This is a genomic window from Streptomyces ossamyceticus, from assembly GCF_001418475.1.
Lineage (GTDB): Bacteria > Actinomycetota > Actinomycetes > Streptomycetales > Streptomycetaceae > Streptomyces > Streptomyces ossamyceticus.
On the sequence record NZ_LIQX01000245.1, the window covers coordinates 1 to 23,766 of the forward strand.

General features: G+C 68.5%; 15 protein-coding genes and 2 pseudogenes. 10 read left to right on the plus strand and 7 right to left on the minus strand.

The window, feature by feature from the left end:
• Positions 1-33 precede the first annotated feature (33 nt).
• The 4 genes from AOK15_RS41445 to AOK15_RS42320 form a co-directional block, all read right to left on the minus strand.
• Entirely contained in the window at positions 34-1,944 is a 1,911-nt protein-coding gene (locus tag AOK15_RS41445; protein WP_157870301.1) for a DUF3732 domain-containing protein, read from the minus strand.
• A gap of 52 nt (positions 1,945-1,996) precedes the next feature.
• Positions 1,997-2,524 carry a three component ABC system middle component gene (locus tag AOK15_RS48825; protein WP_055518413.1) on the minus strand — a complete coding sequence of 176 codons (528 nt, stop codon included), beginning with the start codon at positions 2,522-2,524 and terminating at the stop codon, positions 1,997-1,999.
• A complete protein-coding gene (locus AOK15_RS19115; protein ID WP_055518415.1) occupies positions 2,521-3,711 on the minus strand; it encodes an ABC-three component system protein in 1,191 nt (396 codons plus the stop codon). Before AOK15_RS19115 ends, AOK15_RS48825 begins: the two co-directional genes overlap by 4 nt.
• A 207-nt stretch (positions 3,712-3,918) precedes the next feature.
• Entirely contained in the window at positions 3,919-5,493 is a 1,575-nt protein-coding gene (locus AOK15_RS42320; RefSeq protein WP_167738831.1) for a zinc-ribbon domain-containing protein, read from the minus strand.
• Positions 5,494-5,775: 282 nt separating this feature from the next.
• On the opposite strand from AOK15_RS42320, the gene AOK15_RS19125 reads away from it, so the two are divergent.
• Together AOK15_RS19125 and AOK15_RS19130 are read left to right on the plus strand one after the other, a co-directional pair.
• A complete protein-coding gene (locus tag AOK15_RS19125; protein ID WP_205632171.1) occupies positions 5,776-7,653 on the plus strand; it encodes a hypothetical protein in 1,878 nt (625 codons plus the stop codon).
• Positions 7,653-9,305 carry a UvrD-helicase domain-containing protein gene (locus AOK15_RS19130; protein ID WP_055518420.1) on the plus strand — a complete coding sequence of 551 codons (1,653 nt, stop codon included), beginning with the start codon at positions 7,653-7,655 and terminating at the stop codon, positions 9,303-9,305. Before AOK15_RS19125 ends, AOK15_RS19130 begins: the two co-directional genes overlap by 1 nt.
• 815 nt (positions 9,306-10,120) lie before the next feature.
• Here the strand turns inward: AOK15_RS19130 and AOK15_RS46965 are convergent.
• The 3 genes and pseudogenes from AOK15_RS46965 to AOK15_RS19140 form a co-directional block, all read right to left on the minus strand.
• Complete coding sequence (locus tag AOK15_RS46965) at positions 10,121-10,357, minus strand: hypothetical protein (RefSeq protein ID WP_055518422.1); 237 nt, start codon at positions 10,355-10,357, stop codon at positions 10,121-10,123.
• A 136-nt stretch (positions 10,358-10,493) separates the two neighbouring features.
• Positions 10,494-10,766: pseudogene (locus AOK15_RS46970) on the minus strand (tannase/feruloyl esterase family alpha/beta hydrolase); the annotation flags it as partial.
• 244 nt (positions 10,767-11,010) lie between these two features.
• Complete coding sequence (locus AOK15_RS19140; protein WP_055518425.1) at positions 11,011-14,529, minus strand: NACHT domain-containing protein; 3,519 nt, start codon at positions 14,527-14,529, stop codon at positions 11,011-11,013.
• Positions 14,530-15,057: 528 nt separating this feature from the next.
• Between AOK15_RS19140 and tap the strand changes: the two are divergent.
• From tap to AOK15_RS19175, 8 genes and pseudogenes are all read left to right on the plus strand, one after another.
• Positions 15,058-16,437: pseudogene (gene tap / locus AOK15_RS19145) on the plus strand (telomere-associated protein Tap); the annotation flags it as partial.
• Positions 16,438-16,442: 5 nt separating this feature from the next.
• Positions 16,443-17,000, plus strand: a complete 558-nt coding sequence (gene tpg, locus AOK15_RS19150) for a telomere-protecting terminal protein Tpg (protein WP_055518427.1) — start codon at positions 16,443-16,445, stop codon at positions 16,998-17,000.
• Between the two features lie 105 nt (positions 17,001-17,105).
• Positions 17,106-17,480: a hypothetical protein gene (locus AOK15_RS19155; RefSeq protein ID WP_420876929.1), complete on the plus strand. Its 375-nt coding sequence runs from the start codon at positions 17,106-17,108 to the stop codon at positions 17,478-17,480.
• Positions 17,481-17,657: 177 nt separating this feature from the next.
• On the plus strand, positions 17,658-18,347 hold the full coding sequence (locus AOK15_RS46115; RefSeq protein WP_205632172.1) for a site-specific integrase: 690 nt from the start codon (positions 17,658-17,660) through the stop codon (positions 18,345-18,347).
• Positions 18,348-18,358: 11 nt separating this feature from the next.
• On the plus strand, positions 18,359-19,129 hold the full coding sequence (locus tag AOK15_RS46120; protein ID WP_063799010.1) for a site-specific integrase: 771 nt from the start codon (positions 18,359-18,361) through the stop codon (positions 19,127-19,129).
• Between the two features lie 77 nt (positions 19,130-19,206).
• Entirely contained in the window at positions 19,207-21,087 is a 1,881-nt protein-coding gene (locus AOK15_RS19165; protein WP_157870304.1) for a hypothetical protein, read from the plus strand.
• Positions 21,084-23,168 (plus strand): hypothetical protein, encoded by a 2,085-nt coding sequence (locus AOK15_RS45085; protein WP_055518434.1) that lies wholly within the window; start codon positions 21,084-21,086, stop codon positions 23,166-23,168. The genes AOK15_RS19165 and AOK15_RS45085 overlap by 4 nt, the downstream gene beginning before the upstream one ends.
• Positions 23,165-23,581, plus strand: coding sequence for a hypothetical protein (locus AOK15_RS19175; protein WP_055518435.1), 417 nt, complete (start codon positions 23,165-23,167; stop codon positions 23,579-23,581). The genes AOK15_RS45085 and AOK15_RS19175 overlap by 4 nt, the downstream gene beginning before the upstream one ends.
• Positions 23,582-23,766 lie beyond the last annotated feature (185 nt).

Here is a 23,766-nt window from a genome sequence, read left to right on the forward strand (position 1 = left end):
CCGTTTGAAGACGGACCCTAGATCAGGCGCGCTCTACGTCCCTAGCTGATCAGCAGCGCTGTCAATCCAACTCTGTGGAATCAGCTTGTGGCCACCTCGCCAGTTCTGCACGACGGCCTGCTGGAACCATGGAACAGGCAGGCTTACGTGATCGCAGACGATGACCTGCAGGTGCGGGGCGAGATCGCGAACGATGTCATTGATCAGCCGGAATAGCTGTTCGGCTGCATCAAGATCGGTACCGGGTGCCTCGCTGGCCGCATCAGGCAGGTACCAGGCCTGCGTGGGCTGGTCCAGTATCAGGATGCGAGGGACGGGTCGGTTGTGGAGCACGAAGTACCGGTGTAGCGCCAGGTGGGCGAGAACGTGGTAACCGATCCAGTTCGCAGCGCTTCCCATGCGCGACATCGGGACCCGACTCAAGCCGGTTCCTAATGTGACGGTCAGCTCATCGGCGTCGAGTTGGACGTCGGTGCCCCCGTGCTCCAGCATGAGTCGGCGCGACCACTCGGCCATATCCCGCCCGATCGGGACGAGACGCGCGCTGAGCGCTTGGTACTCCTGTTCGGGGGCAAGTTCGCCTTCCAGTGCACTCACTCTCGCTCTGGCACTATCTCGCAGACGGCGCAGGCGGGCCACTCCCGTTTCGTCAGTGTGACGCAGTGTGCTCAGAACACCATAAATGCGTCCTCTGGCGAAGTCGGATTGGGCCCGTTGGGGTAGAGACAAGGAGGCTTCTGCACCTGCCGTCAGGGCCTTCAAAGCTTTCTCGGCGGCGAGGAGTTCCTGGCGGACTTCGGTGGTGCGCCGTGAGACCGCTTCGAGCGCCGCGTGCCGGGCGGGACGAGTCGCCTCCACGCCGTCGAGCTGTTCGGACAGCCGATGCAGGCTGTGCCTCAGCTCTTCAATCGTGGGGTCAGAGTTCGGCATTACGAAACCGCAAAGGGGGCAGAAAGAATCGTCGCTTTGTAGTGCGCCTGCTGTTTGCCTGCTGCGGTGAAGCAGGTTCAGGCTGGCGAGCCGGTCTAGCGGGATGCGTGCGGAGGTTGCGAACTCGTCGGCTGCAGTACCTTCGGAGATGAGGGTCTGTCGATCGGCGGCCAGTGCCCGGAGGCTGTCGCGTAGCCGCTCACACTCCCGTTGGAGGTGTGCCATGCGTTGCTCGTATCCAGTGTCGCCGGACCGCAGCTCTGATGAGGATGTCACTGCTGCGGTTAGTGCCTCCAGCATGGCGTTGCGATCCGGTGGCGCTTCCGCAGGAACGAATCCCAGCGTGTGCGCTTCCCGCCAGAGCGCTTCGCTGGTCGCTTCCGCAACGCCGCTTGCGGCTATGACTCTGTCGTAGTTGGCTTCGTTTTCTGCGAGTTGCACTTTGGCGGTGGCCAACTGGGCTGCTTTGCGGGCCTGGTCAAAGGTAGCCGCACCCAGGAAGTACGGCAGGGTGGCTTTGATCGCCTCGGCGATGCCAGGTTCGCCTTGTCGATGGAAAAGCCCGTTTCTGGATGTAATCTCCGATTGCCCTTGCAGGCACAACAGCATCGCGTGCCCGAGATGAGCTCCGATCTCTGCATGCCCTCGGTGATCGGCTTGATGGCGACGGTTCTCGGTGATCCCGATGCGTCGGCCGAGGTGTCGGCGCAGCGTCGTGGTGTCGGTGTTGATGGCGAGTTCATCAACCTCGGGGAGGCTCAGGTCGGCGCCGAAAGTCAGCATCGCCTGGCGGCTCTTACCTGACGGTTTGGGCGCTGGCCTCGCCACGACGGCCCGTGTGCCGTCCAGTTGGTACAAGGCCGCATACCAGGAGACGGCGTCGGTGATGGGGCCTACAGGCAGTTGGAGTGTGTCACGGCCTGTGCAGTAGTCAATGATGTCAAGCAGGGCGCTCTTGCCGGTGGCAGAGTCTCCGGTGATCACGTTGAGGGCGCCTAGCTTGAAGTCAAGCACTTGACGGCGTCCGTCCCTGCTGTACAGGGCAATGGCTAGGAGCTGCACGAAGTCAGGGTTTCACGCCCATCAGCGCGAAGACAGTCGCGGTGTCATTCTTGGCCAGCCAACGCCCTAGCAGGCGGCTGGTGCGGAGGATGTCCTCCAGCTCAGGGTGATCCGGGATTCGGACGGGCATCCTGCCGCTGGGCAAGAGTACATCCCCGCTTAAGCAGAGAACTTCATGCCGCAGGGCGAACCTGAGGCCTTGCCGGACGACGGCAACGAGGTCTTGCGCGCGTTCGGGGAACCTCACGCATACGAGGGGGTTACGCTCCACCCACGTCCTGAGGTGAGTGGTGATTCTCGCGGTCTGGCAAGACTGTCTCGTAAGGCGGTGCAATGTCATCGGAGCGATGATGAAGGACAGTGCTACAGGCATGCCGGACGAAGTCTGCTGCAGATGGGCGTCTGCCGCGGCGGACAGGAGACAGGCGATGAGGGCCGGGTTGTACATGGCGTCTGTGGTTGGGGCGCGCTCCGCCCAGCCCGTGTCGATTGCCGGGGCGTGAATCTGCCCTGTCGGGGGCACGGTGGTCACGACTGCGCCAGCAGTTGGTTGTATTTCTCCTGGAAGTCAGCGTGCCAGCCCATGCGTCCTTCGTCGGCGAGGATGTGGTGTTGGCCTCGGCCGAAGTACGCGTCGTGATACCTCCTGCTGAGGAAGGCCCCCGGTTTACCCATCAGCTGGCGCAGGAGCTGCGCGCCAGCCTGTTGTTTGGTGGCCTCATCGGCCTCAGGGCCGATCTCCTGCTCCATCCACTCGAACTCGCACGCCCACGCGTCGAGCAGTTCACGCTGGAACCTCACAAGCTCGTGACGCGACAGGTGGGCGTGGTCGAGCCAGTGGACGATCTGTGTGTGGGCTCGGTAGTAGTCCACGATGGCGCTTCTGAGGTTGCGGGGAGGATAGGCGATCCAGTGCATCTGTTCTACGAACGGGTAACCTGCGTACGCTTCGGCCACGGCGTGGCTGTCTACATCGTCCAGTTCAACGGACGTGGGGAGCATCGCCCTGGTAAACCCGTCTCGTATGCCGGCAACTGCCGCATGGGCCGCAGCGACGTCCACGCTACGTTGGCCGCCCTGCAACATGGCCAGAGCCTGCTCGTCCCACCATCGCCAGACCATCGCCAGGTAGTCATCCTCATGCCCGCGCGGCAACGCCCAGTGCAGCTCCGACCGAACGAGCTTGGGGACATCGTCGATCCGGGGAGAACCGTCGAGGACGTGAATCCGAGAGATGAATGCCTGCTGGTCGGCGGGCCCCAGAGCAAGGAACTCCCGGCGGGCTTGTCGCGTGCGGGTCGATTCCAGGTCCAGAGCTGCCATGACAAGCCCGCTGAGCGCGAAATCTTCATCCCGGGTATCGGACCGCAGGGCTGCGAGAGCACTGCCTTCAGCCGCCGTCTGAGTGGTCACGAGGATCAGTTGGGGACCATCAGGGTCGGCTGGAGCAGCCGTGTCCATCCAGACCTTCAACGTGGACCAAAGATCGGCCGAGGCGTCGGTGAGCGTGCGCTGCCCCTTCAGGTGATGCTTGATCTGCAGCAGCTGAGTTGCGTTGCCGCCTTCTTCCCAGGCGACGTCGTCGAACAGCTCCAGCGAGATTGCTGCATCCGGCCGAGTATCCCCCAGACGTAGCAGCTCCAGTAGAGCCCACCACGTCTGATGCTGGTAACCCAGCGCGCTGGGAGCAGCGCTGTGTGCTGTCTTCGATGTCAACACGATCTCCGCCCAGCCGTCCCCCTGCGCTCCCCTGCGCGAGGCAAGTATGACGTGCTTCCTCCGGCTAGACGAGCACGGGATCGCGGCTCAGTCCTCTTCATCCGCTGGGTTCTGGCGCCTGTCAACGGCGCTGGTTGAGGTGCGCATGTGGGCCGGCTGCGCCAACGGGGCAAGCGGCGGTGTGACACGGAGTGACCTGGGTCGGGATCACTGCTGTGTACGGCCTTTGCGCGGCGGGTGGCACACAGGGCAGCGTTTGCCAGTGCCACCGCGGCGGGAGCGCTGATCGGGCGTGGCGTCCCAGCGTCCCGGACAGTCGGGCTTCGAGCAGGCCCACCGGCATAGTTTGGCGGAGCTCGGCCTGAGGTCCTTCGCGGTCAGGTTCGGTTCGTCGATCACTTCGACAAGCTCGTCGGCGATGGCAGGGTGCACGTCCTGCAGGGACTTACCGGGTTTGGGGCGCACCCTGGCGGCAACGGTGCGTCGGCGGGCGCATCGGGGGCATCCGCTCGACTGGCCTGTGCGGCGGCTTGGAGGGGCGGGGTACTCGTGTCGGCAGTGCGGTTCGGGGCACCGCCACTGGCATGTCTTGTTCGACGTGGGGAGCAGGTCGATCGCGGTCCAGTCGTGGTGGCCGACGACCTCGATGAGTTCTTCGGCCATCGTCGGGTTGACCTCGGCGAGTGATTCACCGGGACCGGGCCTGCTGTTTGCCGCGCCTACCTGTGCGTGACCGCACTGGCTGCAGCCTCGGCCGGCAAGTGCCCGGCTGTGCAGTACGGCCTTCCATTCGTAGCCGCAGTCCGGCTTCGGGCACCGCCACAGCCACACGTCGTTGCAGCCGGGCGGCATCCGATCAGGGGCCTTGCCCGGGTTGGTGAGGTTCGCAACAAATTCCTCCTTGAGGTAGGGGGCCACGTCCACCGCCGATACCTCGGGGCCGGCCACCGCCTTCTGCCACAGCTGCGCCCCCTTGGTGAGCGCCGCGGTGATCTCGGCCGGCGTGAGCTGTCGCCAGGAAAGGCCGCGGCGTCGCAGGACGACGCCCACTGCTTTCGCCCAGTCTTCGGGGTTCACCCCCGGCCCGGCCTCATGGTGGGGCAGACCGTGCACCGGGACGGGCGGCAGGCCGCGGCTGCGGACGCGTTCCACGTCGAGTCCGGCGGCGAGTGCTGCCGCGGTCTTGGCGGTGTCACGCTCCAGGCTTCCTGGCCTGTTGTGGGTCCACTCCGGGTCCAGGTCGATGAGCAGGCCGGGGGCCGGCTCGGGCAGGTACAGGTCGAAGCGGTCCTGACCGCGCCCGGGCAGGCGGAGGCGGTGGTCCAGTTCCACGTTGAGCCCGGAGGCGGCCTCGACGAGCATGGCGACGTTGCACTCGAACGGGGAGCGGCCGTGGCCGGTGCAGTCCGGGCAGCCGCGTCCATTGGTGCGGTTGGCGAGCGTCGCCGGCCAGAAATGCCCTTGAGTGCACTCCCACTCGCACAGGTCATGGGACTGCAGGCGCAGCGTGTCGGGGCCACGGTCGGGGCGGCTGAGGTTGCGGCGGAACTGCCGTGCCAGCGCAGGATTCAGATCGGCCAGTGATTCACCCGGGCCGGGAGCCCGGTTGCGGCGTTTCCAGCAATCAGGGCACCCCGAGGGTTTGACGGTACGGGTCCGAAACCGCAACTGGGCGGGCCACTGGTGACCGCATCCATCTGCGGAGCAGCGCCACTGGCACTGGTCCGTGGAAGACAGTCGCATGTCTTCCAGCGCCATACCTGGGCTGGACAGGTTGGACACGAACTCGGCCTTCAGTCGAGCCCGAACCACAGCCACCTCGGTAGCGCTTCGCCGTTTGCCCATGACGACAGATTCTGACAGCCGCCGCTGACAACGGCCGTCCACGTCCCGGCCGTGCTGCGGGTACCCCACGGAACTCTCGAGAGCCACGCCTCGCCCAGGAGGCACGTTCGTACCCGGGTGATTTCGCGTAGTAGGCAGACTGCAGGGACATGCCGTGTTAAAGATGCCTGTGTGCGTGTAACACGGGTGCTGATTGAGGGCTTCAGAGGTTGGGGACACTTGGATGTGCGTCCCGGCAACCATGTATTGGTGGCGGGGGTACCCCGCGCCGGACGCACCGACTTGATCACGGCCCTTGCCCGGGTCCTGGATCCGGATGCCGCGCGTGGCGCCTCCTTGTCCGATCTGCACCAGCGGCCGGTCATCCCCGACAGCGCTGACTCTGCGATGGCCGAGGCGGGCGATGACGCGGCCGATGGACAGCCGCAGGCAGTCGTGCAAGCCACAACCGCCAATGCTGTCGGTGCGGATGATGCGGCGGAAGAGGGCGCGTCCGGCAACACCGGCACTGCACCGCAGGCCCTCTCTGCGGTGCCGCAGCGGGTGGAAGCCGCGCAGGTCGAGGTGACGCTGACCGATTTAGATCCCGATGTGCAGCAGTTGCTCGATGGGGTCCTGGAGCCCTTGGAGGACTCCGGGTGCGCGAGCGAGGATCCTGACGCGTCTGCGGATGCTCCGCTGTGCGCTCGGCTGGCCTATCGCCTCAGCTATGACGAGGTAGCCGAGTCGCTGGAGTCGGTGGTGTACTTCCCGGCACGTAGCAATCCGGCGCTCGGTCAGTATTCGCGGGTTCCTGCCGCCACCCGGCGGATGCTGCCGGTCGTCACCCTCGATGCCGGCCAGCCCCTGCAGTTGCGTGCGGGTGCCGGCTTGCGGCGCATCCTCGACGAACGGGACGCCAAGGCCGGTGCCGCTGCGTTCGACGCACTGGCCCAGGCCGTCGCGGAGGCTGTGTCGGCGCTGTCGGCCGATCCGGCCGTGGCCGAGGCCGTCAACGCGGTACTCGCGGTCGGCGGGACCGGGGAACGGATCGGCGATGCTCCGCTCACCGCGGAGCAGGTCGGCTTCCGCACCGAGGACGGGTCGGTGGCCGCACTGCTGCGGACCCTGCGCGCGGCTCTGCATCTGGATGCAGGCGGCATGCTGGGGCTGGCTCAGCACGGCAGCACGGTCAGCGCGGTGTTGTCGATGGCCGAGGCGATGCTGCTGGCGACCGTGCCCGGGGCCGTGGTGCTCGCCGACGACTTCGGTGACCATCTGGACGCTCCGGCCACCGAGCACCTGGCGGCCCTGCTGCGTGCCCGCTCGGGGCAGGTGTGGCTGTCCACCCGGCGGCCGGAGGCCGCCCGGGCCTTCGAGCCCACCGAGGTCATCCGGCTGGTGCGGCACGGCGGCGTCCGCTCCCACCACCAGCTGACCAGGATCATGGACCGCAAAGCATTGATCGCAATGCGGCAGTGGCACACCCAGCTCCTGGCCGCACTGACTGCCCCCACGGTCGCCATCACCGAGGGCCCGCACGACGTGGCCGTACTGAGCATGGTCGACCGCCGTAGACCCCCTTCCACCCTCCCCTTGTCCGCCCACGGAGTGCGCCTGGTCGCCTCCGGTACCGGAGGCGAGGGGGGCATCAGCCAGATTCCCCGCGTCGCCAACCTGGCACGCCAACTGGGCTTCCGTGTCCTGGCGGTGATTGACCGCGACAAGGACAGCGTCCAGACCAGCGACGAGCTCGCCAAGGTCCAGGCCGCCTGCGACGCGGTGGTGCGGCTGCCGCCCGGCGCCATCGAGCAAGCCATGGCCGACGGCCTTCCGCTGCAGGCGCTCGCCGACGCCAGCGCCACGCTCACCGAGTACGGCATCCCCGACCCCATGGGCGGCCAGCTCACCGAGGCCGCGGTGACCAATCTGTGCAAGGTGATCCACAAACAGGGCCTGCACGAGCAGTTCCTGGAAGCCCTCTACGCCGAGCCCAACGCCCCGCACCCGCCGGTGGTGTCCATGACGCTGGCCCTGCTGGAACTGGCCGCCGACTCCTCCTACAGCGGTCAGAGTCTGATCGATGTGCCCACAGTGTCCCGGCCGGCGGGCGCCTGATGGGCTATCAGGCACGCGCGGACCAGCGCGCGGTGATCGAGAGCGTTGCGCCGGTACTGGTGGTCAGCGGTGGCGCCGGCACGGGCAAGACCACGACCGCGGTAGCTGCCGCCCGCGCCCATCTGGAAGCAGAGGACGAGAAACTGCTGCAGCTGCGGCAGGAAGCGGCCCGGCGCGGGTATCGCACCCAACTACCGGCCACCACACGGGTGTTGTTCCTCTCCTTCTCGCGTACCGCCGTCGCCCAGATCATCGACCGGGCTGCGACCGTCATCGGAGAGCTGCGGCCACGGCTGGAGGTGTCGACCTTCCACGGCTTCGCCTGGAGAGTCATCACCGGCTTCGGTGCACACTACGGCTATCCACCTCCGCAAAGCGTGCTCAGCCAGGCCAACCAGACCGTGCCCGGGGCCCCTCCCGGGCTCACGTACAGCCAGCTGATGCCGGCCGCCAGCCGACTCCTGGCGCTGGACAAGGTCCGCGACCACTACGCCGGGCGCTACACCCTCGTCATCTGCGACGAGTTCCAGGACACCGACGCCACCGAGTGGGCCTTCCTGCAGCAGATCTCCCCCGAAGCGCGTCGCATCCTGCTGGGCGACGTCAACCAGAGCATCTACGAGGGCTCGTTCAAACCCGGCGTGAATCCCGCCGCCCGAATCGCGGAGGCCATGGCACTGCCCGGCGCCCGCCGTATCGATCTGGAGGCGGCCAGCTACCGTGACCCCTCCGGTGTGCTGCCCGCCGCCGCGGAAGCTGCCCGCCAGCGCCGCTTCACCGACCCCGCCCTGCTCGCGGCCGCCCAGCAGGGCCGCCTGACCGTAACCCGGATCACGGACGATACCGGTTACGCGCAGGTCATCAACCTCGCCCGAGCCGCCCGCCAGAAGAAGCACACCGTCAGCATCTTCACCCACACCAACATCGCCACCACCTCCCTGTCCGACGCCCTGACCGCAGCCGGCCTGGTCCACGAACAGGTCGGCTTCACGGAGGCCCACGCAGAAGCACTCTCCGCCCAACTCGCCCTCATCCAGCACGCGCTCGGTCAGAAGCGCACTCAGGTCCGGCGGGCACTAGCCGTGTTCGTCACCGCTTGCCTGCGTAGGCGTGGGCTCCCTGATCTCGCACGCCAAATGCTGGACAAGTCCAACCCTGCACTGGAACGCGCCTTGCGGGCACTCGCGCTAGATCTACGCTCGGCGGGGACCGGCCCGAACGCCGACATCGACCGCCTGGCCGAGATCGTCACGGGCGCCTACGCACGCATCGGAACCTTCCGCGGCCAGGAAGCTTGGCTCCAGGCCGCCCCCACCACCCGCCGCGCACTGCGCATGCTCGAACAAGACCAGAGCATCACGGCAGTGGCCGAGGAGCTCCACCACGCCCGCGACGAAACCCTGGTGGGCGACACCCGGCCGCGCCCGCAGCCGGTACAGGTGATGAACCTCCACCAGACCAAGGGCCGCGAAGCCGACACCACCATCCTGCTGCTCGCCGACAGCGAATGGTACGGCTACGAAGGCGAGCCATTCCCCAACAACTCACGTCTGCTCTACGTGGTCATGACGCGCGCCCGCCACCAGGCACACCTTGTAGTCCCGGCCAACACCCACCCGCTGTGGGCACCCCTCATCGCCGCGTTGGACTAGCCTCCCCCAGCCCACGGCCGCCCGCAGCCGCGCGGCCAGCGCGCAGGAAAGGGACCAGCGTGCACGACGAGTCGGCGGGAAGGGCTCTACGCGACGTCGAGGGCGGGCAGCAGCGCGATCCGTCGGGCTGCCTGGCGGACTTGACGGCTGACCTCTTATCGCGTCCCGGGGTGGAGGCTGTGTCCTCAGGCAATTTCGGGCGAGGTTGACGCGCACGCGCCAGTCCGGGTCGGTCGGCGGGGAGGCTCCTGCGCAGGCTGAGGCCGACGCTGTCAGCGCTGTTGAGGAAGGATGCCAGACAGCGGATCCAGAGCTGGTGATGAACGGCCAGGATGGTCAGCGGGGAAGAAGGTCGGGTGCGAGCGCGTTGAGAAGTACGCCCGCCCCGGTCCGCCGGGCAGGCATCCGACGTTGCCGTGGTTGCCCGGCACCAGCACGCGGTAGGGGACGGACGGCCCCAACCTTCCACCCACTTCGAGCGCGCAGCACGCGGGCACGCCAGGCCCTGTCCGCGACCCGCTCCTCGTCGTACTCGACGCGCCGGAACAACCGCGACCACCTGACCGCTCCCCTGGTGGCATGCCCCGCCACAGAAAACACTCGCCGCCCAGCAACCGACACCCCGCTCCTGACGCTGCGCCGGGGCGTGCTCTCCTGCCCCGGGCCCCCTTGAGGGCTGTCTCACCGTGACGGCCTTCGGTACCGCCGAGGACGCCCAGCGCGACCACGTCGGGAATGTCCACGAACGTATCCGCGGGCCGGCCGCCGAGGGTGTACCCTCCACGCGGCCGATCCGCTCGCACGCGCCAGGCGGCTCACTCCTGTTCGGTGCGCCAGGTGTCCTTCGGGCGGCACACCAGCTTGCCGTCCACGACCTTGCACCAGATCTGGTAGCCGTTGGAGTACAGACTCTCACCGAGCCAGCGGTAGGCGTCCGCGTCCGGCCGCGTCGGTGGGTCGTACGGCAGGAAGTTGGCGGTTTCGTCGACGCTGCCGGTGCCGTCGTAGCGGGCGCCCCGGGGGTACGGGTACACGAGGCGAGAGCGGGTCATCGTGCCGTCCGTGAGGTGCTCGCGACGATCGGGCCGGGCTTGGTGGCGGTCTCGGTCCATGCCATGGCCGGGTGGGGACGTCGAAGGTGTTCGGTCCGTCGCCGCCGCAGTGGGCCACGCCCGAGAACATGTACAGCTGGCGAAGCAGTCGGCCGTCCTCGCGCCCATCGTCCTGCGCACGGCGTCGTAGGGTCCCCTGTGGTGAGATGTGCTGGTCGTTCCAGCCGTGCCACAGGAGCAGCTTGCCGCCGCTCTTCGCGAAAGTGCTGAGGTCGGGCCCAGGGCGGCGGCGAGGTAGCTGGAGGACTGGGCCGTCTTCCAGAACAACTCGGCGGTGAAGTCCGGGTCGGGGGCGTTGGTGTAGGCCAGGTAGCGAATGAAGGGACGTCACGAGGTTCTCGCTAGCCACCGTCGTGCCCTGCGTCCTAACAATGTTGGCGCGATACTCCTCGGGTATCGACCCGCGGTACGGAGGGCTTCGTTCCCTGTCCCAGCTGCGCCGTTCAGCAATATCTGGCGAGGCACCCCGAGGTCTTCAGACCCAGGAGGAACCGCTTCCCCAGGCTGCTCACCCGGCATCGGTCAGGCCTCGCGCAGTGCCGTCAGTCCTGCGCGGATGCGCCGGGTACGCACTTGCGCGAGTTCTTGCGGGTTCAGGGGGTGAGGCGGGGGCTGGGGCGAGGATGGCGGTTGGCGCACTGGTCGGCGTCGGCCTGCACCGTGATGTCGCAGCGCGTGCACGTCCATTGCGTGGCGGGAGTCGCCAGAGCTTCCTTGAGTTCGGTTTCGTCAGCCGCCGGGGCAGTTCTGAGGAAGCGGGCGGCATGCTCGCGCACGAGGAGATCGGGGTCGGACAGAAGGCCTCTGGCTTCGCGGTGGCGCCCTTCGCGGGCAAGGGTGAAGGCGCGGATGCGTGCCGCTCCAGCGCGGACTGCGGGGTCGTCCTGCGGCAGCGCTAGATCGGGCCAGCGGTGGGCCAGCAGGGTTCCGGCGTGCAGGCGGACCTGGGCAGACAGTTCGGGCAGTACTGCCAGGAGCCGGTCTTGCAAGGATGCATCCACCGAGGAAGCGGAGCCGGCCACTTGTACCGCTAGGTGGACAAGCCAGGGGTTTGCTCCCTGAAGGGCTTCGATCACGAGGCCGGTGTCCACGGTGCTCGGGGTGAGGGTGAGTGTGGGAGTGCGGGTGCCCGGCAGGTAGAGCAGTCCCCAGTCTGGATGCTGGGGGCGCTCATCGCGCAGACTGCGCAGTTGGGCGCAGATGAGGGCGGTGCTGGGGGAAATGCAGTCCAGCACGATGCGGCAGATGCGCTCGGTCAGTTCCGGCTGTTGTTGCAGCGCCTCGGCAGGGATCATCGCGGCCTCATCGGCGATGCCGAGAACCTCGATGAAGCCGGCGGCGGCGTCCAGGTGCCAGGCCTGGTCCGGGGTGAGCGTGACGGGTGTCGTGTCGAGCTCCGCGAACAGGTCGAAGGGCTCCGCGATCGCGGCAAAGGATTCCGCCAGCTGGCGGGCATTGAAGGGCGTCCTCCGCCGCGCCTTGAGGGCCTGGGAGGCGGCGTGGTGTCCCAGCCTGGGCAGCTCTGTCTCTAGCCATTGCACGGTCCTGTAGCTCGCCTTGTAGGCGGCGTCGGTGAAGACGTCGGCGCTGATGGATCGTTGCGGCAGCAGGTGAACGACAGCGGCATGCACGAGCTCGTCGAGGCCGGCGAGAACGCGGTAGAGAGAGTTCGGGTCGGATCCGGCTGCGGCAACGAGCGCTGCCTCCAAGGTGTCCAACTCACGGTCGGTGAGTGCGGTGCCGCGCTGACGGGCTTGCCGCTGGGCGCAGAGCGCCGTGATCACCGCCTGCTGCCTGGGTCCCCATTGGCCGGCAGCAGTGATCAGCTGCCCCGTCTGTTCCGGGTCCAGTTCGTCGTCGGCAAGGCGGGCGGCGAGTTCGGCGCGAGGAGAGCGGCCCCGGTTCAAGTCCAACAGGCCGTGCTCTTTGGGTGCCGGGTAGGAGTCGGGGACAGTGTCCAGGCGGTCCAGCTGGGCCTGGCTGCAGGCGTGCAGGGCGTCGGGCTCGAAGACTGCTCCATCGGTGACGGCGTCATGCACCAAGTCCAGCAGTCGTCCGCCGTCGTCGAGGGCGCGTGTGACAAGGGCGTGTGCGGCGGTCGGTGACAGGCTGGCGGCAAGGCGTCCGCACTCGTGCCGACCGGGGTCAGCCAGGAGCTCCTGCATCCACTCGGCGATCCCGTCCTGGTCTTTCAAAGCCCAGCGCACTTCGCCGATCTCGGCGAAGAGACGGGTGCGGGCGGTGAGCTGTCCGTTGGGCGTGTCGGTGATGAAGATCCCTGCTGCCGCGTCCCAGTACTCCAGAACGTGCCGGGCCATGGCTGCCGCCACGCCGGCCGGCTTGCCCCAGTGCTGCTGCAGTCGGGCGGTGACAGCTGCGTGTGTGTCCTGCCAGGAGGCGCTGCCGGAAGCAGCGATCAGGTGGGCGATGTCGTCGAAGCAATCGAGCAGGACCTCGGCGGTCAGGTCCGGGTCCGTGTCTGGCACGGGCCGGTAGGGACGGGCCGTCTCCCAGCGGCGAACGCTGCTGTTGATCACCTCACTGAGCAGGCCGGCTCTGCTGCTGGGCACGGCTGCTGCCGGGCTCTGGGCGATGAGCAGCACCATCAGCGTGGCGAGCAGAGGCACCCGCCACAGGTCGGGCTCGGCTCTTTGGGATTGCTCGATGCGCTGTGTGCGGTCTGCGATCCACACATCGGTGTCTTCGTGCCCGGCGAACTTGGCGGCCACGGTGTGCAGGAGTTGATCGAGCGTAGCCTCCAGGTCTGTGGGTTCTCGCAGTTCGTAGACGGGCAGCTCGAGCCGTTCGGCCGCCGGGGCCGCGGAGTGCCGGGTGGTGATCACCACGTCCAGTTCGGCGGGCAGGCGGCCGATCAGGTCGGCAACAGCCTCGATAACTGCGTCCTGCCGGTCGAGTACTTCATCGAGGGCGTCCAGCAGGAGCAGCGCCTCGCCGCGTTCGATGTATTCGATCAGGGCTTCCTGCAGCACCTGTTCGTCGGTGGCCGCTTGGACCACGTCAGCGAGGTCCAAGCGGCTGGGACCTGTCGCGTTCAGCAGCGGCACCAGGTCGCGCAAGCGCAGCCACACCGGTACGGGAGCCAGGTCGGTCGCGGCCCAACGGGCCGCGATCAGGCGTGAGGCAACGGTTTTGCCCGATCCTGGCCGACCGACGAGCATCAGCCGCCCCTGGCGCCGGACCGCGTCGGCGAGCCCGTCGCGTACCTCGCGCGGGGGATGGGAATCGGCCGTGAGGCTGCCTGTCACCCCGTCGACCGTCATGGATTCAACACCAAAACCAAGATGACCGAGCGGGAGGAGGTCCTGCTGGGCCGCCCAGGACTCGCGGTAGGCGCGCACGGCCAGGAGTCTGGCCTGCAGACGGGCAGCGGCAGCACCCTCTCGGTCGGCCACCAGCGGCAGTTGCGCGTCAGCAAGCCAGCTCAGCCAGGCGGGCAGCTGGGAGGAGGCCCGCTGTTCGGCCTGATGCCGGACCGCGGCACGCAGGGCGCGAAAGGCCGCCTGTCCATGACCGACGGGAACGACAGCCGCAGTCAAGCAGGCAACACCCAGGAACTCTTCTCGCTGGTCGTCACGGGCATCCAGGATCTGGATCTTCGCCGCATCCAGCAGCAGCGTCGTATCCTGCTGGTTGAGGCCCTGGCCGGCCGCGAGGAACTGCAGCCGCTGAAGCTCCCGGGATTCTGCACTGGTGGGGGATGCGCCAGCACGCCGCGTTGTCAATGCCTCGGCGAGAACTTGGATGTTTTTGGGTGCCCGGGTGACGACGAGAAGCAGTTCGTCGCCTGCACGGCACTCCCCCGATGTGATGGACCGACACCACTGGTCAACAGTGTCCTGGAATGCCTTTGGGGACGCGGACAGCTTGGCCTGCATGTATGCGCACGTGTCGTCCGCGAGATCGACCACGACATCGTCGACGTGACGGTCGGCCTCCAGACGCAGCGTCACCACTGGAGCAGAGGACTTCAACCAGGGCACCCCCTCCCCCAGCAGCCCGTAGGTGACCAGCAGCGCGGCGATGCCGGCCCGGTGGGTGGCCCCGGCCTCGTTCGTGGCTCCGCCCAGCGCCCCGGCCCGTGCTGCCTGCATGTGTCGCACTCCCTGTGAGCTGAAGATGCCCCCGCGGGGGCTCATCGGCGTCCAGACTGCTTCGGCTGCGATGTTATGTCCGTGTGGCCGACGGTGTGCAGGAGCGTGATCGCCGTGGCGAAGGCGCCGAGCGCCAGTAACGCCCGAGCGGCCGCCCCGGCCGAGGCGGTCAGGATGATCGCCCATCGCTGCGGAAGTCTCCCCGGCCGGGCGGGGTGCTTGCTGGGATTGTGTTTCGTCTGGGACTCCGATTCTTACCCCGAAGACCTCCATGCTGTCCTCACCGACCCCGTCATCGGGGTTGCTGGCGCCCACCCATCCGACCTGGGATGGATGGCTTCTGCAGTACGGGCGTGCCTGTCTACTGCTTATCCGCAGTAGGGGTTCTCACCACAACTGCGGCAGTCTCACCTCAATCTGCAGGACCGCAGGTAAACGCCCCGAGCAGGGTCCAGAACCCCTCGCAAACCATCTGCGGCACCGCAAGTCACCGGCATGCGGTCACCGCAACAACAGTGCGACTTCACAGTCAAGCAGGTGGTGAAGGCGAAATGGCGGCTCACCCAGCGCGGGTTCGGCCCCTGGGCAAGGATCTACCGCAAAGTCCAGGGGCGCGAGCGGCAGTGCGTGCAGCTGGCGATCCTGGCCTGGGATGCCCTTGATGAGCGGGCCTGGCCCGGCGTTGCGGAGATGGAGCCGGCCGACATCGCGCGCGTCCTGGGGGTGTACGCGCAGCGGGTCATCACTCCGCGAGGGTCGACGGCCGTGTCGGGGCTGGAGCTGATGACGGCGCTGCGGCCGCCCACCCGCGCGGTGCAGGACCCGCAGACGGGGAACTGGGTGCCCGGCCACAACCCCGGCTCACTGGGCACCGAGCCGATGGACCCGGCGCCGCCGGAAGCCACCCCTGAGCACCTGGTCGTCGTCGAGAGCGGCTGGAGCGGGGGGTTCCTGAACGAGGAGGCGTACCAGTGGGTGCGGCCGGTGGACCTGCTCACCGATGAGGAGTGCACCCTCCCGTTCGCAGTCGGCCTGGACCTGAACACCGCGTTCCTCGCCGCCGCGGCCCGTCTGGTCGTCGGCCTGTCCGCCCCCGACCACTTCGTGGGCCCGACGTTCAACCCGAAGATTCCCGGCTCCTGGCTGGTCGACCTGTCCCACGTCGAGGTGGACCCGCGTCTGCCCTCGCCCTTCACGCCGGACGGAACCCGGCCGACGGGACCTGCCTGGTACCAGACACACACCGTCGCCTACGCCCAGGAACTCGGCTACAACGTCCAGCCGTTGGAGGCGTACCTGCGGCGCGAGACCGGCGCCTATCTGGACCCGTGGCACGACCGGCTCAAGAACGCCTACGTCGACACCCTCGCCGACCTCGGCGTCACCAAGGACCTTTCGGACGCCGAGTTCCTCGCCGCGATGGAGCGACACAAGGACACCGACCCCGCCATGGCGGCCGTCCTCGCGGCCATCAAGGCCACCGTCAAGGGCGGCATCGGCAAACTCCGCGAGCGCCCCCAGGGCAAGAAGCACAAGGAGGGCGAGCGGTGGCCGGCCCTCCAGCGCCCGACCTGGCGGCCCGACATCCGCGCCGCCGTCATCTCCAAGGCCCGGGTCAACATGCACCGCAAGATGCGCAACATGGCCACGATGACGGGCCTGTACCCGCTCGCCGTGCTCTCCGACTGCGTCGTCTACCCCTCACCCGGCGACAGCCCGCTCGACTTCCTCCCCTATGCCGCCTCCGGCAAGCCCCAGCCCGGCGCCTTCCGCCTCGGCCCCACCCCCGGCCTGGCAAAGCTCGAAGGCGTCCAGCCGATGCTGTGGGCGGTCGACCTGATGGAGAAGGGTTACAACCCGGCCCGCCATATCAAAGGCGGCGACGCCGTCCTGGACGAAGGCGAGTAGGCGCTGTGGGAGAGATCGACGACGCCATCGAACGCGCCGACCGGGAGGGCTTCACCCGCCAGCCGCCCAAGACACTCCAGGCACGCATCAACTTCCTGGTGAAGCAGCTCAAGACGACCAAAGCCGTCGCGGCGGAACTCGGAGTCAGCCAGCGGTCGGTGGAGCGCTACCGCAAAGGCGAACGCAAGCACCCACCCAAGGCGATCGCGGACCGGATCGACAACGCGGTACGCCAGCGCTGGCAGCCGCAGGTCCGCAAACGCCGGCAGAAGCAGGCCGCCACCGCGACCGGGATCACCGTAGAGACGAGGGCCCGATTCGGGTACACCGCGCCCATCGGCACCACCGACGACGGACGCTTCCGGCGCCTGACCGTACATCTCCCCCCGCAGTTCGCGCAGCGCCTGTTCGACGCCCGCAACACCGGGGCCAGCGACCAGCAGATGCGCCAGATCATCGCCGAAGGACTCAAAGAGATCTACTTCCAAGACGGCGGAGCCCGCGCCCAGGGACTCTCCGACGTCACCCTCAACGACATCGACTACCTCGACCTCGACTACTGACCCGGCAGCGACCGGGCACACCGGGCCTGATCGTCGGATCTTCTTGAGTATGTGGACTTGCGGCACCTGCCGGAGGTGACTGCGGCGCAGCGGCGGTGGGCCGGTGTGGCTCGGCGAGCTGTGCGGGCCGGGGCCGAGCCGGCACGGGTGTTCACGCTGGCGCACGCGGTGGTGGCCCGATGGTGGGAGCATGCCTTCCGCTGGGAGCGGGAGACGGTCTGGCCGCGGCGGCTGCACCAGGTCGCGGGCGGTGCCGCCGGGACGGAACTGGAGCGGTGGCGGATCGTGGGACGCGACGCGGTCGTCTTCCCCGAGGTGGCGGCCGTCGTCGACGCGCTGCTGGGTCCTGCCATGGTCCGGCTGGCTGGTCTGCTGGGCGAGGCGTCCCGTACAGGCGGCAGTCAGTCGGTGGGGGCAGCCTCCGGACTATCCCGCTTGCCAAGCGCAACCGTCCATCCTGAGGCATCCACTCCTTACTGAGGACGCGTTCGCCGATGTTGCCGGTGAAGGAGCCGCGCCCAGCTTGGCTCGTACAGCGGTCACTGACCGGCCGTGCACAAGCGATGGTCAGTTCCGCGAGTAGGCCGTGTTCCCACCGAGAGGAGCGCCAGGATGCGTGAGCCGACATGGACTGTGCACTTCACTTCGAGGGATGTCGTGCAGCCGAAAACTGCCGCGCCAGAGCTACGAGGACTGCCAGACGACCTGGGCGTGTGGCTGGACGAGGCGGGCCTGCCGGACGGACTGCCGTTCCTGCTGTCTCCGCGGTGGGAGTACGACGTGGCGCTGAACTCCTACTTCCAGCGGCCGCAGTTGGTGGTCGCGCCATGGAACAGCAACGCCAATCGGGCCCGGGCCTTGGCCAGGTTCTTGACATTCGTGTACCGGGCGCGGGGTGGGCGGGGGTGGCGGGAGGTCACCGAAGCTGATCATCTGGCATATCACCAGTGGCGCCGGCGGGACGCGGCCGGGCCACGGGTGTCGGGCGGCACGTGGGGCCAGGACGTCTCCCACATCAACCAGTTCTACGTCTGGGCCGTCCGGCAGGGGCAGATAGGCGCGGTGCCCATCCCGCACCGGCTGTCCAGGGCCGCGCCCTGGGGCGTGCCGTCTGCCGCCCGCGTTCCGGCGACGGTTCCGGCGACCTATGCCCATGACCGGGGCGGTGAGCGCATCGAGTGGCTGCCACCGGCGTCATACCGGCTGTGGCGGGACGTGGGACTGCGGGGATACGGGCCCGACGGGCTGCCGTCGCGGCGGTTTCGGGGGCGCTGGGCGGCGCGGAATGCGGCGTTCGCCGACCTGATGGTGCGTACCGGCATGCGGCTGTCCGAGCAGGCCACCTGACGAGGCTGGAAGTGCCCACCGGGCCGGGGGCGGGCGGCTATCAGCGTTTCTGGCTGCCGGGGGCGATCGCAAAGTTCTTCTCCGCCCGCTGGGTCTATGTCCCGCACAGCGTGGTGGGCGAGCTGGCTGCCTACGCGGAACTGGATCGGGCTCAGGTGGTCGAGGACGCCCGCGCGGCCGGCGTCTACCGCAGATGGCGTCGTCCGCTGGTCATCGACGACCCGTCGCGGCCGCAGCTGGCCCGCATCACCGGGAGCAGCATCCGCCGCGTGGTGAACCTGTCCGAGCTCACGGCGGGGGAACGGCGCCGGCTGCTGGTGGAGGGTGAGGACGGCCTGGAGCCGGCGCTGTTCTGGCTCGGTGAGGGCGGGCAGCCGCTGGCGGTGTCGACGTGGAAGAGCGTCTTCGCCGAGGCCAACAAGCGCTGCCAGGCGCGCGGGGTCACGTTGTCCTGTCATGCCCATCTGCTGCGGCACAGCTTCGCCGTGGTGACTCTGGAACAGCTGCAGCGCGGCCACATCGCAGCCCTCGGCGAGCTCAACGAAGGCCAGCGCGGCCACTACACGCGGATCTTCGGCGACCCGCTGGACTGGGTGCGCCGCCGGCTGGGCCATCGCTCCGTGGTGACGACGACCGTGTATCTGCACGCCCTGCAGGAGCTGGAGATGGAAACGCGCATGGCGCTGGTGCCAGATACCTGGGAGGACCCGCGCGATACCCCGCTGCAGCGGATCGGCGACGACCTGCGCGCCCCGGCCAACGCGGGCGGAGTGAGCAGGTGAGCCGGCGGGGGCGGGGCAGCACCGGGCCAGGCCGTCCGGCAGCGCTGCCCCATGGCGCCTACGCACCCGCCGAGCCCGTGCAGCAAGGGGCGGACGGCACGATGGTGGTGGCCTTCCACGGGGACGACGGCCGCCGCGCCATCTTCGACGTCTCCCGGCTGCCGCTGCCGGGCTGGCACCAGGCCCTGGCCGCCGCGTTCGCCGAGCGGACCGGCCCGGCCGGAGGGCTGCGCACCCACGCCGCGGCGCGGACCGGCTGGGGGTCCCTGGTCCGCCTGATGCGGTTTCTCGGCTCGCTGCCCCAACCGCCCACGGTGCCGGGCGAGCTCACGCCCGAGCATGTGACGGCCTTCCACGCCCACCGGATGGCGACCTCGCCGGCCACCGCGCGCCAGGACCTCACCCGGGCCCGGTTGCTGTTCACCCGGCCCGGTCTGTGCGAACAGGTCGCCCCGCAGGTGATCGACCACCTTCGGCGACGCCTGCCCGCGCCCCGGACGCCGATGGCGGCCACTGGCACCGCCGCCCCACCGAAGACGGACGGCACCAAGCGGCTGACGAGCGGATACTCCGACGGTGAACTGGCCCGGCTGATGGCTGCCCTGCGGGCGGACGCCAGCAGAATCCGCGACCGTATCCGGGCCGGGGAGGACTTACTGCGCCGCTACCAGAGGGACCCGCAGGCCCTGGACGAGGAGGACCGCGCCCTGGGACGGATGCTGGAGCAGATGGCCGCCACAGGCCAGGTCCCCACACCACCCGGTGCCCGCCCCAACCCGTTCGCTCCCGAACGTCTTGCCCTGGCCGGCCGTCTGTTCCTGACGCTGCGAGATCTTCCTCCGCTGTTGCTGCTCGCGGCCGCACTGTCCGAACGCAACGGTGAGACGGTCAAGGAACTGCCCGTGGCGCACCGGATGCTGGACGACCGGGCGGTCGAGGTGGTCATCGTCAAGCGCCGGCGGGGAGCGAGCCGCTGGTCGGAGACCGTCACCTGGGAGATCGGCGCGCCGGGCCGGGAACTGCACACACCCGGCGGGTTCTACCTCCTGCTGCTGGAGCTGACCGCCCGCAGCCGCCGGCTGCACGGCTCGCCATCACCGCTGCTGTGGTGCGTGTGGCGCAACGGACACGGAGCCGGGCTGGGGGTCGCCGACGACCACTGCGCGCCCTTCGAGCACTCCCTGCGGGGAACCCCGATCCTGCCCAGCGCCTGGGCCGCCGATCGGCGCCGTCCGCTGCTGGCCGATCCACAGCCCGGTCGTAACGGCGCACCGGGCCCGGGGCAAGTCCTGCCGCTGCAGGTGAGCTTCAACCGCATCAAGACCAGCATGGAGGTGCGGCGCACAAAGCGGATGGGCGGCCACCTGCCCTCGGCCGCCAAGTCCAACACCATGCCCGTGCTGTTCCGCCACTACCTCAGCGGCGATCCGGTCATCACCTCCTGGGCCGAGGAAGTCCTCGGCGAGGCGCTCGCCGACGCCGAGCAGGCAGCCCGCCTGGCCCACGAGCGAGCCGTACAGGCGGCCGGCGGCGGACCCCGCGTCCTTCCCGGACCGGCCGACGCCACGGCACTGACCGAGGCCGGGCTCGCACCATCGGCTGCCCGGCAGGCCGCGGACGGCGCTTTGGACACGGGCTGGAGTGCCTGCGCCGACCACGACCGCCACCCCCTCACCCAGCAGCCGTGCCAGGTCTCCTTCCTCGACTGCTTCCACTGCGGGAACTGCCTGATCACCCGGGACCACCTGCCCCGCCTGCTCGCCCTGAGCCACGCCCTGGCCCAGCGCCGACGCGAACTGTCCGAAGAGCAGTGGTGGCAGCGCTACGGCCCGGCCTGGGTCGCCATCCGCCAGGACATCCTCACCCGATTCACCCCGGCCGAACTCGAGCAGGCCCAGACCCACCAGCCGCACGGCGCACTGCTCGACCTGGCTGAAAACCCGTGGGAGACCCCGTGACCACCGCCCCGCACAGCCAGCCCGCGGCCGTCTCGCTGCCGCCTCACGCGCAGGAGGGCAACCCGTTTGTCCTCCACGGCTGTCCTCTGAAGCCCGGCAGCCGGCTACAGGAGACGTCCCGCTTCACTGACGACGTGTGGAACCTGGGTCCGGCCATGGTCAAGAAACACGACCGCCGGTTCATCCTCGACTTCCGCCTCATCCCCGCCACGCATCGCCACGTGGGCAAAGAACTCTGCTACGCCATGCTGTCCGGACCCGCGCCTGTCGGTGAGAGGCAGCCCGCGGCCGCGACCGTCCGCACCGTCTTCACTGAACACGTCCGCTTCCTGCGCTGGGCCGCCGCCCGCAGTGGGCGACTGGAGAAGCTCAGCGGCGCGGATCTTGAGGACTACCAGCGATTTTTGATCCAGTCCCTCCCCCGCGCCGGTGCCCGCCAGAGTGCCCGGGCAGGCGCCCGCAAGTTCTGGCTCTGGCGAAGCTGCCTGTCCTGCGACGCCCTGCGGTTCGACCCCGCCCACATCGACGGATGGAGCGAAAACGCCGCGCACCGGCGGGAAAACACCACCGCCCGCATCCCCGAGGAAGTCCTGGGACCGTTGTTCGTCTGGTCCATGCGGTTCATCGACGACTTCCGCGCCGACATCCTCGCCGCCGACCACGCCTGGCACACCCCTGCCCCGCCGGTTAAGCCGCCCGCCTATGGCCAGGTTTCCGGACTGGTGCGGACCTGGCTAGACGAACAGCTCGCCACAGGGCAGCCACTGCCCGGTTGGCGCGGCAAGCCCAGCTTGACGGCGATCGCCCACGCCGTCGGATGCAGCAGAATCTCGGTGAGCCGTCACCGCCGCATGATCGACGAGACCGCTGCCCTCCTCGGTATCCGCCCCCAGCCGGTCAGCGACCAGCCCATCCGCGGCCGCCTCGACGGCCAGCCCTGGATCCAGGCGATCCTGGCCGACTACAGCGAACCCGACAGCCTCGCCAACCTCGCCCGCCTCCTGCAGGACGCCTGCTACATCGCCCTGGCCTTCCTCTCCGGCGCCCGCGACAGCGAACTCAAACACCTCCAACGCGGCTGCCTGACCGTCGAACGCGACGCCGACGGCCACCCCTACCGGTGGAAGATGCACAGCCTCGCCTTCAAAGGCGAAAGCGACCCGGCCGGCACTCCCGCCACCTGGAACATCGGCGAACCTGCCGCACGGGCCATCACCGTCCTTGAGCAGCTGCAGCCGCCCGGCAGTGACTACCTCTTCGCGCCCCTGCCCCACACCCCCGGCGCCCTCCCGGACCCCGTCAACCAGGTCCTGAGCAGCGGCGCCACCAACGCCCGCCTGAACCGGTACACCGCCTGGATCAACGACTACTGCCAACGCAACCAGCGCAGCGACGGCATTCCCGCCATAGACCAACAGCAATGGCACCTGACGAACAGGCAGTTCCGGTGCACCCTGGCCTGGTACATCGCCCGCCGCCCCGGCGGCGTCATCGCCGGAGCCCTCGCCTACCGCCACCACTGCATCCACGTCTTCGAAGGCTACGCAGGCACCAGCGACTCCGGCTTCCGCGCCGAAGTCGAAAGCGAACAAGCCCCAGCCCGCGGCGAACACCTCATGACCGCCATCGACGCACACGAACACACCACACTGACCGGCCCCGCCGCCGACGAAGCCGCCCGCCGCCTGCAGGAATTCGGCACCCGCGCCCGCTTCGACGGAAAAATCATCCTGGACGAAGCACGGCTGCGACGGCTGATGGCCCGGCACGATCCAGCCGTCTATCCCGGCCAGTACGTCACCTGCGTCCACGACCACGCCAAAGCCCTGTGCGAGAAAGCCCGCAACCGGCGCAGCGAAGGCCTTCCCGACCACGGCGGCTGCAAGCCCCTGGCCTGCCGCAACGTCGCTCTCACCCCCGAAAACACAGCTGCCTGGCAACGCGAAATCAACCGCATCGGCCAACGCCTCACCACCCGCCCACCCCTGCCACCGCTCCTGCAGCACCGGCTGCATGCCCGCCGCGACGAGATCACCGCATTCCTGAAACGGAACAACATCACGGCACAGGAGAGCGCATGACCCGCCCCGCCGCCATCCCCACCGAAACCCGCGCCCGCCAGGTCACAGACCAGTACCTCAACGACTGCCGCACCAACGGCAAACGCCCCAGCGTCCTCGCCCTCGCCGCCAAACTCGGCCTCAGCAACACCACCTTCCGCCGCCACTTCCCCCAACTCACCCAACAAATCACGGCTTTTCGCAGCCATCCAGCCTCATCAGCCGACCACGATGCACGGCCAAGTCCCTACGACGTCCTCACCGCCAGAAACGCCAAACTCCGCCGCGCCAACCGGGCCCTGACCGACAACCTCCACTACGCAGCCGCCCACATCCAACGCCTCGCCCTGGACAACGCCCGCCTCCGCCAAGCCCTCGAAACCAGCCACAACATCACCCACATCGACCAGCCAGGCATAAACCGACAGCGCTGAACCCTCCCCCACCCACCCGCCATGACCGCAGCAACTCGAAGCGGTCAACGGTCAACCCACAACCACCACCACAACATCGCCGTCGATGTCGCCACCCGTGCCATCCTCGCCGCCGTGCTGTGCCCGAGTGCGACCAAGGCCGTGGACGCGGCGCTGCTGCTGGCGGAGATGGCCGTCCCCCACCC

What these genes read in the sequence shown, in the direction of transcription:
- AOK15_RS19140 (WP_055518425.1), bottom strand. Translation starts at nt 14,529, where the DNA reads ATGCAGGCAGCACGGGCCGGGGCGCTGGGCGGAGCCACGAACGAGGCC.
- AOK15_RS19175 (WP_055518435.1), top strand. Translation starts at nt 23,165, where the DNA reads ATGACCCGCCCCGCCGCCATCCCCACCGAAACCCGCGCCCGCCAGGTC.
- AOK15_RS19130 (WP_055518420.1), top strand. Translation starts at nt 7,653, where the DNA reads ATGGGCTATCAGGCACGCGCGGACCAGCGCGCGGTGATCGAGAGCGTT.
- AOK15_RS46965 (WP_055518422.1), bottom strand. Translation starts at nt 10,357, where the DNA reads ATGACCCGCTCTCGCCTCGTGTACCCGTACCCCCGGGGCGCCCGCTAC.